The organism is Sphingomonas segetis (genome assembly GCF_009720245.1).
In the GTDB taxonomy this organism is placed as follows: domain Bacteria; phylum Pseudomonadota; class Alphaproteobacteria; order Sphingomonadales; family Sphingomonadaceae; genus Sphingomicrobium; species Sphingomicrobium segetis.
In genome coordinates this window covers 1-11,259 of the sequence record NZ_WJSQ01000090.1, presented here as the reverse complement: position 1 = coordinate 11,259, position 11,259 = coordinate 1, and the positions used below count along the sequence as shown (strand labels likewise).

At 65.7% G+C, this 11,259-nt stretch carries 11 protein-coding genes; 7 read left to right on the top strand and 4 right to left on the bottom strand.

Annotated elements, in window-relative coordinates:
* Positions 1–114 precede the first annotated feature (114 nt).
* Positions 115–738, top strand: a complete 624-nt coding sequence (locus GH737_RS09680; protein ID WP_155264623.1) for an HdaA/DnaA family protein — start codon at positions 115–117, stop codon at positions 736–738.
* Between the two features lie 4 nt (positions 739–742).
* On the opposite strand, the gene GH737_RS09675 is transcribed toward GH737_RS09680, so the two are convergent.
* Entirely contained in the window at positions 743–1,045 is a 303-nt protein-coding gene (locus GH737_RS09675; RefSeq protein WP_155264622.1) for an I78 family peptidase inhibitor, read from the bottom strand.
* The gene (gene rnd, locus GH737_RS09670; protein WP_155264621.1) at positions 1,038–2,225 is read right to left on the bottom strand and encodes a ribonuclease D; all 1,188 of its coding nucleotides are present in this window, start codon (positions 2,223–2,225) and stop codon (positions 1,038–1,040) included. The genes GH737_RS09675 and rnd overlap by 8 nt, the downstream gene beginning before the upstream one ends.
* Before the next feature lie 166 nt (positions 2,226–2,391).
* Between rnd and aspS the strand changes: the two genes are divergently transcribed.
* Positions 2,392–4,212 carry an aspartate--tRNA ligase gene (aspS, locus tag GH737_RS09665; protein ID WP_155264620.1) on the top strand — a complete coding sequence of 607 codons (1,821 nt, stop codon included), beginning with the start codon at positions 2,392–2,394 and terminating at the stop codon, positions 4,210–4,212.
* 3 nt (positions 4,213–4,215) lie between these two features.
* Here the strand turns inward: aspS and greB are convergent, their stop codons facing one another.
* A complete protein-coding gene (greB, locus tag GH737_RS09660; protein WP_155264619.1) occupies positions 4,216–4,692 on the bottom strand; it encodes a transcription elongation factor GreB in 477 nt (158 codons plus the stop codon).
* A gap of 14 nt (positions 4,693–4,706) precedes the next feature.
* Positions 4,707–6,665: a lytic transglycosylase domain-containing protein gene (locus GH737_RS09655; protein WP_196233085.1), complete on the bottom strand. Its 1,959-nt coding sequence runs from the start codon at positions 6,663–6,665 to the stop codon at positions 4,707–4,709.
* An 87-nt stretch (positions 6,666–6,752) separates the two neighbouring features.
* Here GH737_RS09655 and dapA point away from each other — a divergent pair, with 87 nt between their 5' ends.
* The 5 genes from dapA to GH737_RS09630 form a co-directional block, all read left to right on the top strand.
* A complete protein-coding gene (gene dapA, locus GH737_RS09650) occupies positions 6,753–7,628 on the top strand; it encodes a 4-hydroxy-tetrahydrodipicolinate synthase (RefSeq protein WP_155264617.1) in 876 nt (291 codons plus the stop codon).
* Between the two features lie 5 nt (positions 7,629–7,633).
* Positions 7,634–8,116: an SsrA-binding protein SmpB gene (gene smpB / locus GH737_RS09645; protein ID WP_155264616.1), complete on the top strand. Its 483-nt coding sequence runs from the start codon at positions 7,634–7,636 to the stop codon at positions 8,114–8,116.
* Positions 8,109–8,672 (top strand): DUF2062 domain-containing protein, encoded by a 564-nt coding sequence (locus tag GH737_RS09640; protein ID WP_155264615.1) that lies wholly within the window; start codon positions 8,109–8,111, stop codon positions 8,670–8,672. The genes smpB and GH737_RS09640 overlap by 8 nt, the downstream gene beginning before the upstream one ends.
* 110 nt (positions 8,673–8,782) lie before the next feature.
* Complete coding sequence (locus tag GH737_RS09635) at positions 8,783–10,858, top strand: M13 family metallopeptidase (protein ID WP_196233084.1); 2,076 nt, start codon at positions 8,783–8,785, stop codon at positions 10,856–10,858.
* 99 nt (positions 10,859–10,957) lie between these two features.
* Positions 10,958–11,259 (top strand): hypothetical protein (locus GH737_RS09630; protein ID WP_230558738.1); only part of this gene is annotated, 302 nt, incomplete at its 3' end.

Genomic DNA, 11,259 nt, shown 5'->3' with positions numbered 1-11,259 from the left:
CGACAAGCCGCCATCACTTCCGCCGCCGCCACCGGCCGCGGCGCCGGCGGCTCCGGCTCCGCAGCCAGCGCCGGCACCCCAGCAGCAGCCGGTCCAGAACAGCGGCGCCGTGCAGTGAAGCAGGCGCCGGACCAGATCGCGCTACCGCTCGACTGGCCGCAGAGCGACGGAGACGCCCGGTTCATCGTCTCCGACGCCAACCGCGAAGCTTTCGAACATTTCCGCAAATGGAGCCTGTGGCCGGTCAAGGCGGCGATCGTCACCGGGCCGCGTCGGTCCGGACGGACGCTGCTCGCGCGCAGCTTCGTCGAGCGAGTCGGCGGGCGCCTGTTCGACGAGGCCGAGCAGCGCGACGAGGAGGAGCTGTTCCACGCGTGGAACCAGGCGCAGGACACCGGAAGGCCGCTGGTCATGGTCGCCGATGAGGCGCCGCCGGCATGGTCGCCGGCGCTGCCGGATCTCAAGACCCGCCTCGCGGTCACGCCGGTCTTACGCATCGCGCACCCGGACGATGCGTTGTTCGCGGCGCTGATCCAGCTGCATTTCGCCGACCGCGGGCTCCATGTGCCCGCCGACGCACTGCGATACATGAGCGAGCGGCTGCACCGCGATTACTGGACCGCCGAGCGCGCGGTCGAAGCGGTCGACAGGTTCGCGATGGCCGAGCGCGCTCGGCTGTCACTCCCAACGGTGCGAAGGGCGCTTTCCGAAGCGCGGATGATCGGCGAAGCGGCCTAGCCGCTCAGCCGCATCTGATCTTGAATATCTTGTTCGCCGAGTCGAGCCAGACCGTCACCCGGTCGGCGCGGTAGTCCATCGTCAGCATGACGCCGGGCGGCGCCCAGCGCAGCACCGCCGCGTTCGATACACGCTTGATTTCGGCACCGACCGCGTCGCTGCGTGTCTGGCCGATGAACTGGCTCGTGCCCTCCTCGGTGCAGGTGTGGCCCGGCGTTTCGCCGTGAACCGGCGGGTCCGCGGGTGCAGCCGGCGCGGTCGAACAGGCCGCCAGCAGGGCGGGCGTTAAGGCGACAATCTTACGCATCGACCGGTTCCTCCTGCCTGATTCGGCTCATCTTGAGCTTTCCGTCTTCGATCGCGAAGGCGAGGCGGCCCTCGACCAGATCGAGCGCGTCCTTGCCGAACTGCTCGTAGCGCCAGCCGCTGAGGATCTTGAGGTTCTTGCGCACCCCGGCGGCGAGCGCCTCGAGGTCGTCCGAGCGAGCGATGAGCCGCGCCGCGACGCCGCTCTCCTTGGCGCGAATCTTGAGGAGCAATTTCAGCAGATCGCCGACCAGCGCCGCGTCCTTGGTGAGTCCCGGGCGCCTCGGCTCCCTGTCCGGCATTTCGTCCTGGTCGAGGGGCCGTGCGGCTTCGAGTGCGGCCATTAGCCGGCCGCCGATGTCGTTGGCTCTCCAGCCGGCCGACAATCCGCGAACGCGCCCGAGATCGTCCTGGGTCTTGGGCGGGTGAAGCACGATCTCGTTGAGCGTGTCGTCCTTGATGATTCGGCCGCGGGGCAGATTCTTCGAGCGCGCCTCGGTCTCCCGCCAGCCTGCGAGCGCCTTGAGCCGTCCGAGCACCGCGGGGTTGCGGCTCGGCAGCTTCAGCCGCTTCCATGCGTCCTCGGGCGGGAACGCGAAGCTCGATGGGTCGGCGAGGCGCTCCATCTCCTCGTCCAGCCACGCGCCGCGCCCCGTCTTCTTGAGCTTCTCGACCATCCTCGGGAACACCGTCGCGAGGTGAGTGACGTCGGCAATCGCATAATCGATCTGGCGCTTGTCCAGCGGGCGGCGGCCCCAGTCGGTGAAGCGCGCCCCCTTGTCGAGACTGTGGCCGAGCAGGCTTTCGATCAGGTTCGAATAGCCGATCTGCTCGCCGTGCCCGAGCGCCATCGCCGCGATCTGGGTGTCGAACAAGGGGTGGGGGACCTTGTCGGTGAGATTATGGATGATCTCGAGATCCTGGCCGCCGGCGTGGAAGACTTTCAGTACCTCCTCGTTCTTCACGAACAGGTCGAGGAGCGGCTTGAGTTCGATCCCGTCGGCTTTCGGGTCGATCGCCGCGGCTTCGTCCGGGCTCGCGACCTGGATCAGACACAGGTCGGGCCAATAGGTGTTCTCGCGCATGAACTCCGTGTCCACGGCGATGAACGAATGTTCGGACAATCTGTCGACGAGGGCCCTGAGGTCTTCGGACTTGGTAATCAGGGGATGGATACGCATGAGTCTGCATCGGCCCATAGCCCCGCCCTCGCGGGTTGACAAAGGCACGCGGGAAGTTAGCGCCCGGTCGAATTCCCCGTTTCGTCATTCCCGCGAAAGCGGGAACCCAGTTGACCATTGATCTGGGTACCCGCGTGCGCGGAGATGACGAGGATAGAGAGTAACGATGCACGCCTACCGCACCCACAATTGCGCCGAGCTGCGCCTCGGCGATGTCGGCGAGACCGTCCGCCTGTCGGGCTGGGTCCATCGCAAGCGCGACCACGGGCAGCTGCTGTTCGTCGACCTGCGCGACCATTACGGGCTGACGCAGGTCGTCGTCGATCCGGATTCCCCGGCGTTCAGGGTGCTCGACCGGATCCGCGTGGAATCGGTCGTGACCGTTGAGGGAAAGGTCGTCGCCCGCTCACCGGAGACGGTGAACGCGAACCTTCCAACCGGTGAAATCGAGGTGCGCGCGAGCGAGGTGACGGTCCAGTCGACCGCGGCCGAGCTGCCGATGCCGGTTGCCGGAGAGCAGGATTATCCGGAGGATATCCGGCTCAAGTACCGTTATCTCGATCTTCGCCGCGAGCAGGTCCACGCGAACATCATCCTGCGCTCGGCGGTGATCGCGTCGATCCGCCGGCGGATGATCGACCAGGGCTTCACCGAGTTCCAGACGCCGATTTTGACGGCGAGCTCGCCCGAGGGCGCGCGCGACTATCTGGTCCCGAGCCGCGTCCATCCCGGCAAGTTCTACGCGCTTCCGCAGGCGCCGCAGATGTTCAAGCAGCTGATCATGGTCGCCGGGTTCGACCGCTATTTTCAGATCGCCCCCTGCTTCCGCGACGAGGATGCGCGGGCGGACCGCTCACCTGGCGAATTCTACCAGCTCGACTTCGAGATGAGCTTCGTCACGCAGGACGACGTGTTCGCGGCGATCGAGCCGGTTCTGTCGGGCGTGTTCGAGGAATTTGCCGGCGGGAAGAGCGTCACGCCGGCAGGCGAATATCCTCGCATCCCGTATAGGGAAGCACTGCTAAAATACGGAACTGACAAGCCAGACCTTCGCAACCCGCTGCTGATCACGGATGTCTCGGAGGAGTTCAAAGGCTCCGGCTTTGGGTTGTTCGCGGGGATCATCGACAAGGGCGGCGTCGTCCGGGCGGTCCCGGCGCCGCGCACGGCGGAAAAGAGCCGCAAGTTCTTCGACGACATGAACGAATGGGCGCGGAGCGAAGGCTTCGCGGGTCTCGGCTATGCGACCCGCAAGGGCGGAGAGTGGGGCGGTCCCATCGCCAAGAACCATGGTGAGGAGGGCATGAACCGAATTGCCCATGCCATGGGCCTCGGGGCCGATGACGGCATCTTCTTCGCGGCGGGCAAGGAAGCCGACGCGGCGAAGCTAGCGGGCGCGGCGCGCACGCGCGTCGGCGAGCAGCTCGGCCTCATCGAGCAAGGCGCGTTTCGCTTCTGCTGGATCGTCGACTTCCCGATGTACGAGTTCGACGAGGAGCGGCAGAAGATCGACTTCAGCCACAATCCCTTCTCGATGCCGCAGGGCGGGCTTGAGGCGCTCGAGACCATGGACCCGCTCGATATCCTCGCGTGGCAGTACGACATCGTCTGCAACGGGGTCGAGCTCAGCTCGGGCGCGATCCGCAACCACCGGCCGGACATCATGTACAATGCGTTCGAGATCGCCGGCTACACGCGCGAAGAGGTCGACACCAACTTCGCGGGGATGATCAATGCGTTCAAGTTCGGCGCTCCGCCGCACGGCGGCTCGGCGCCCGGAATCGACCGCATCGTCATGCTGATCGCCGACGAGCCCAATATCCGCGAGGTAATCCTCTTCCCGATGAACCAGAAGGCGGAAGATTTGATGATGAATGCGCCGTCCGAGGTCACCCCGAAGCAGCTCAAGGAGCTGAGCATCAAGGTGGTGGGAGAGGCGGCTCCTCCGGCGAAGGTTGATCCCGCGAAGGTGGTCGCCCAGGAGTAGGCGCTACTCGGGGTAACGGATCGCCATAATCTCGTAGCTCTTCTCACCCGCGGGGAGGCGGACGATCCGTTCATCGCCGACGCGAGCGCCGATCAGCGCGCGCGCGATCGGCGCGCTCCAGCCGATGCGGCCCGATGTGGCGTCGGCCTCGTCGTCGCCGACGATCGTCAGCGTTCGGCGGTTGTCGTCCTCGTCGGCAAGCTCGACGGTCGCGCCGAAGCGGACCTGGTCGCGCGATCGCTGCGCTGACGGATCGACGACCTTGGCCGCTTTCATGATGCGCGACAGGTGCGAAATCCGTCGGTCGACCTCGCGCAGGCGCTTGCGACCGTAGATGTAATCGCCGTTCTCTGAGCGGTCGCCGTTGGCAGCAGCCCATGCGATCGTCTCGACCAGCTTCGGCCGCTCGGTCCCGAACAGCGCGTCATATTCGGCGCGGATTCGGGCCAGGCCTTCGGCAGTGATATATCGGTCGGCCACTTGTTAGCCGGATATCAGCCCGGCTGGTCTTTCCCAAGGTAGCGCGAGACGTGCAGCGCCGTCCGCTGCGGCTGGGCCGAGCGCATGGAATCGTAGACGACCGTGTTCTCGATCACGCGCTGCACGTAGCCGCGTGTCTCGTCGTACGGGATCGCCTCGATCCACGCGACGACGTCGACATTGCCGCGCGGGTCGCCGTAGCGGCGGACCCATTTGCCGGCATTGCCCGAGCCCGCGTTGTAGCTCGCGACAGCGAGCGGCACGTTGCCGTCCCAGATATTGAGCATCCGCTGGAAATATGCCGATCCGATCGTAACGTTATAATTGGGATCGCTGATCAGCCTGTAGCTGTCGTAGCCGAGACCCATCTTGCCAGCCTGCTCGCGCGCCGTCCCCGGCATCAGCTGCATCATCCCGCGCGCGCCCGCGTGACTGATTGCGTAAGGATCGAACGAGCTCTCCTGGCGGCTAATGCCGTTGGCAAGGGACCAAATGCTGCTGGAGACCGATGCCGACAGATACGGATAGGCTTGCCGGACGTAAAAGCTCGACCCCTTGATGCGCGCCATTCGGGCGACCCACACCGGAAGGTCCTGCCGGCGGATTTGCTCGGCGAGCTGGAGCGCGAGGTTGCGGTCGACATCCGTGTCCAGCGATGTCGCCAGCGCTCGGACGAACAAAGTCTGCTCGTTGGAACGGCCCTGCTGGCCGAGGAGCCGAAGGGCCTGGACCAGGCGCCGGCTGTCGAACGCAGCGCGCTGGACCGACGTCGTCGTATATTGCGGCAGCGCCGCGGGGGGTGCCGGAACCGCGCGCCCGAGCCGCTCGAGCGCCAGCTGACCGTAGAACAGTCCCGGGTGCGCGGCGGCACGCTGGAAATAGGTGCTCGCCGTCTGGAACTGACCCGAAGCGAGGGCTGCACGTCCCGCCCAATAATCGCCCTTGGTCTGGACCTGGAGCGACCGGCCCGCGCGCGCATAGCGGTCGAACATCGCCATCGCGGCCTTGGGGTCGCGCATACGCTGCAGCGCTACCTCGCCGCCGAGCCATGCGAGGTTGGTATATTCGTCGCGGACGCCGAGCGGCTGATCGGCGACTTCGGCGCCGGCGGGGAGGACGTCGTCGATCTGCCGCGTGATGTTGTAGACGGTGGTCCAGTCGCGATCGTTCGCCGCGTCCTGCGCAATCAGCAGGAGCATTTCGTAGAAGCGCTCCGTGTCCGCCGGCTTGTACGCAAAGTGATGCGTGCGCGCGGCGAGGTCCTGCGCGCTATTGTTGTAATTGTGATCGCGCAGGTAGCGCGCACGGTCCATCATCAGGCCCGCGTCTGTAGTGACGCTGCCGATCACGGTCCGGTAGCGGCTTTCCGCGTCGGATGCGTCGTTCTGCATCGCGATCCGCGCGGCAAAAGCGGCCTGGCGCTCAGGGCTGGCGCTGGCGAGAAAGCGCGCGGCCTCGTCCTCTTTCTTGTCGAACAGGAGCGAGTCGATCCGCCGGTCGTGGTCGGCACGTGTGAAGGTGCCGCCGTAACGCGCCCACAATGACTGCTCGTCGCCGCTGCCAAGGTCGGACGAGACCCACGCGTGGCGCGCAGCGTCGAGCGCCTCGGCAGCGCGCCCGCTGGCGGCATACGCCTCCGCGAGCCGCGCCCAGCCGTTGCCGGTCGTCGGCTTATCTTTCGCGAAGAAGGCGACTACGGTCGCCGCGTTCTCGCCGGAGCGCATCGCCTTTTCGGCCCAGCGGTGCATCCGCGAGGCGTCCGGCCAATCGGGATTGGCGATCAGGAAGGTAGCATAATCGCTGAAGTCGTAGCCGCTGCTCTGGCGCAGACGCCGCCACTGATCGAGCGCATAAGCGACGCTTGGTGCATAAGTCGGCGACGCAGCAGTGGGGGTCGTCGGCGCGGCATATTGCGCCGAGCTCAACGGTGCGGTCGCCAGCAGTACCGGCACTAATCCAGCAAATCTCCACATGCTGGACATTTTGGCACGCCCCTCCTTATCAGCCACTGAACGCAGCCGACTTGTCCACAGAAAACTCGTTATCCCGGAGTTAAGTTCATGTTTTTCGGATCGATCCCGGCACTCGTGACCCCCTTTTCAGGGGGGCGTGTCGCCGAGGACACATTGCAGGCGTTCGTCGAATGGCAGATTTCCGAAGGTTCGGATGGCCTCGTTCCCTGCGGAACCACCGGCGAGGTCGCGACGCTCACGTCCGACGAGCACCGGCATGTGATCGCAACCGTAGTCGAAGCGGCGAAGGGGAGAGTGCCGGTGATCGCCGGCACGGGCACCTATTCGACCGAACATTCCATCGAACGGACCCGGGCTGCCGCGGATGCCGGTGCCGACGCTGCGCTGATCGTCGTCCCTTATTACAACAAGCCGAGCCAGGCCGGCCTTGCGGCGCATTTCCTCGCTATTGCCGACGCTTCGCCGCTGCCGGTCGTGGTCTACAACGTGCCCTCGCGCACGGTGGCGGACATTTCCGTCGAGACGCTCGCACACATCGCGAAGCACCCGAAGATCGTCGCGATCAAGGATGCGACCGGCAATCTCGGACGCGTGTCCGCCCAGCGGCTCGCCTGTGGCGAGGACTTCGTCCAGCTCTCCGGCAACGACGACATGGCGCTCGGATTCAATGCGATGGGCGGCGTCGGCTGCGTTTCGGTCTCTTCGAACATCGCACCGAAGCTGTGCTCCGAGTTCCAGAAAGCGACGCGCGAGGGCCGCTGGGGCGACGCGTTGAAGCTCCAGGACAAGCTCTACCCGCTCCACGCGGCGCTGTTCACCGACGCCTCGCCCGCGCCGACCAAATATGCACTTTCCCGGGTGCGGCCCGGCTTCCCGACCGAGATCCGCCTGCCGCTCGTCGAGGCCTCGGAATCGTCGAAGCAGGCGGTCGATGCTGCATTGGAGCACGCAGGCCTTATCTAAGCATCATGGCCAAGCCGCTTTCCCCGCCGTTCGACAAGCAGAAGGTCGTGGCCGAGAACCGGCGCGCGCCGTACGATTATTTCGTGGAGGAGCGGTTCGAGGCCGGCATCCAGCTGACGGGCACCGAAGTGAAATCGCTGCGTGGCGGCGAGGGGTCGATCGCCGAGAGCTACGCGACGGTCGACGGCGACGAGGTCTGGCTGATCAACAGCCACATCCCCGAATACAGCCACGGCAACCGCCTCAACCACGAGCCGCGGCGGCAGCGCAAGCTGTTGCTCAAGAGCCGCGAAATCGCCAAGCTGCAAGGCGCGGTGACCCGCCAGGGCCTGACGCTCGTGCCGCTCTCGATCTATTTCAACGGCACGGGCCGGGCGAAGATCGAGCTCGTGCTGGCGCGTGGAAAGAAGGTGCACGACAAGCGCGAGACGATCAAGGAGCGCGACTGGAAGCGCGAGCAGCAGCGATTGCTCCGGCACAATGGCTGAGCCTGGCGGTCGCGCCGGTCCGATGCGCTGGCTGACGCGCCACATCCCCACGCGGGAAACCATTCACGAACATCGCATGCTGCGCCCGTTCGCGCCTCATCTGGCGCACCCGTCACTGTGGCGGATGACCCGCCGGTCGGTGCCGCGTGGAGTCGCGCTGGGATTGTTCGTGGCAGTGATCATCCCGTTCATGCACACCTTCATCGCCGCGCTTCTGGCGATCCCGACACGGGCGAACGTCGCGGTCGCGGCGGTGTTCACGCTGGTCGTCAATCCGCTGACCATCCCGCCGATGTATTATGCCGCGTACCGCATCGGCTCGTGGGAGCTGCACCATGACGCCACGCTCTTGAATCCGTCGGCGGCGGAGCGCTTCTCGAGTGAGCTCAGCCGGCTGCTGTTCTGGGTGCACGAGGCTTCGGGACCGATCGCCGTCGGAATCCTGACGATTGCAGCGCTCGCGGGCGTGATCGGCTATCTGTCGGCCGCGCTGGCGTGGCGCTTCTGGTCGCGAAGCCGTTGGCAGCAACGGCCTGCCGCGCGCAAGGAGACATGAGTCTGAAGCCGTTCGCAGGCGCACCGCGTGCGGCCGTCGAATGATCATCGCGCGGCTTGCATCGAAGCGCTCAACTTAACAAAGGATAGCTGTCCATGAAGGGGATCGGAATGATCAGGTTTCTCGCGTTCGCCCTTGCTTCAACCGCGCTCGCGGGCTGCGCCACGCAGGCTCCGCCGCCGCTGCCGCCAGCCCCCCCACCGGCTTCCGTTGCGGAAGCCGTGCCCGAGCCTGCTCCTGCGCCGACGCCGAAGTACGGGACGTTCGGCTTCGATACCGCGGGCATGGACAAGAGCGTCGCGCCGGGCGACGATTTCTACGGTTTCGCGAACGGCACCTGGGCGAAGACCACGCCGATCCCGGCTGACAAGTCCAACTACGGAATGTTCACGGTGCTTGACGATCTCTCGCGCGAGCGGACGCGCCAGATCATCGAGGAGCAGGCAAAGGATCCGAACAGCAGGATCGGCGCGGCCTATGCCAGCTACATGGACGAGGCCGCGGTCGAGGCGAAGGGGCTCGCTCCGTTCGATCCGTGGCTCAGCCAGGTACGCGGCCTGAGCTCGCGCGCCGGTCTCGCCGACCTCTATGCCGAAGCGCTCAAGCTGCAGATCGGAACGCCGTTCGGCGGCTTCGTGGGGCAGGACGACAAGGCCCCCGACCAATACATCCTGCAATTCTACCAGGCCGGCCTCGGGATGCCTGACCGGGATTACTACTTGTCGAAGGAGCCGAAGCTCGCCGAAACGAAGGCGAAATATCTCCAGCACCTAACCAACATGCTGACGCTCGCGGGCGAGAAGAACGCGGCGGCGCGCGCGAAGGCGATTCTGGACCTCGAAACCAAGATTGCGGCGGCGAGCTGGACCCGCATCGAAAGCCGCGACGCGACCAAGACCTACAACAAGTTCGCACTCGACGAGTTCGCCAGGTCGGCGCCCGGCTTCGATTTTGGTGAGCTGATCCGTGCCAGCGGCGCGCAGGGCGTCAATTCGCTGCTCGTCGCGCAGCCGTCCGCCGTCCGGAAGATCGCTGCGCTGGTCGGCAAGGCACCGCTTGGCGTGCTCAAGGACCAGCTGCTGGTCCGCTCGCTCGACTCTTATGCGCCGTACCTCCCGTCGGCATTCGACAAGGAGAATTTCGCTTTCTACGGCACCACCTTGTCCGGCACTCCGGAGCAGGAGGCACGGTGGAAGCGGGCGGTGAATTTCACCGTCGGCGCGCTCGGCGACGACGTCAGCAAGCTCTACGTCGCGCGCTTCTTCCCGCCCGAGACGAAAGCAGCCGCCGACAAGCTCGTACACAACGTCATCGCGGCCATGGACCGGCGGATCGACAAGCTCGACTGGATGAGCGCCGACACCAAGGTCAAGGCGCATGCCAAGCTCGCCGCCTTCACGCCGAAGATCGGCTATCCCTCGCAATGGCGCGACATGAGCGGCCTGGTCATCGACCGCAACGACCTCCTCGGCAATGCGATGCGGTCGAACCGGTTCGATTATGCGTGGAACGTCAACAAGCTCGGCAAGCCGATCTACAAGTGGGAGTGGGGAATGACCCCGATGACGATCAACGCCTATGCCAATTTCGGCATGGTCGAGATCGTCTTCCCGGCGGCGATCCTGCAGCCGCCCTTCTTCGATCCCAATGCCGATGACGCGGTGAATTACGGCGGCATCGGGGCTGTAATCGGCCATGAACTCAGCCATCATTTCGACGATCAGGGTGCCAAGTACGACAAGAGCGGTCGCCTGTCGGACTGGTGGACTCCGGATGACGTCAAGGCTTTCCAGTCCCGCCTCGACAAGCTCGGCGCGCAGTATGACGCGTATGAGCCGCTGCCGGGCATGCATGTGCAGGGCAAGCTGACGATGGGCGAAAATGTGGCGGACCTCGCCGGGCTGACGGTTGCGCACGATGCCTACATCGCCTCGCTCAACGGCGCGCCGCCGCCGGTGATCGACGGGACGACGGCGGATGAGCGCTTCTATCTCGGGTGGGCGCAGGTGTGGCGGCGCAACTACCGCGAAGCCAACCTTCGCCAGCGGCTCCTCACCGACCCGCACGCGCCGTCGGAGTACCGCACCGACATCGTCCGCAACATGGACCCGTGGTATCCGGCCTTCGGGGTGAAGCCGGGGCAGAAGCTCTATCTCGCGCCCGCGGACCGCGTGCGCATCTGGTAGGATGACGCGCTTCTGGTAGCATGGGCACCGACGCTCATGCTGTACCAGGAACTGCCGCCGATCGAATCGACTTCCCTCGTTGGATGGGGGCGATGGCTTGTGCCCGCGCTGGTCGGCGGGGCTGCGGCGAGCGCCGCCATTCTGCTACTATTGCTGGGGCAGCCGCTGATCGCCGGAGCACTGACTCTCGCGGGGGCGGCAGCGGCTGCCTTTGCGTATCTGCGGACGCCTGCAAATCCAGCCGCCGCCGAGCCGCTGGTCGTCGGTCCTGACTTCGCGCTGCTCGGCTCGGCGCTCGGCCTCAGCAGCGACCCCGTCGCGCTCACCACCGGCGAGGGCTCGTTGCTGCTGGTCAACGGCGCCTATCGCGAGCGCTTCGGAGGCGCCCACCCGCCGCTCGA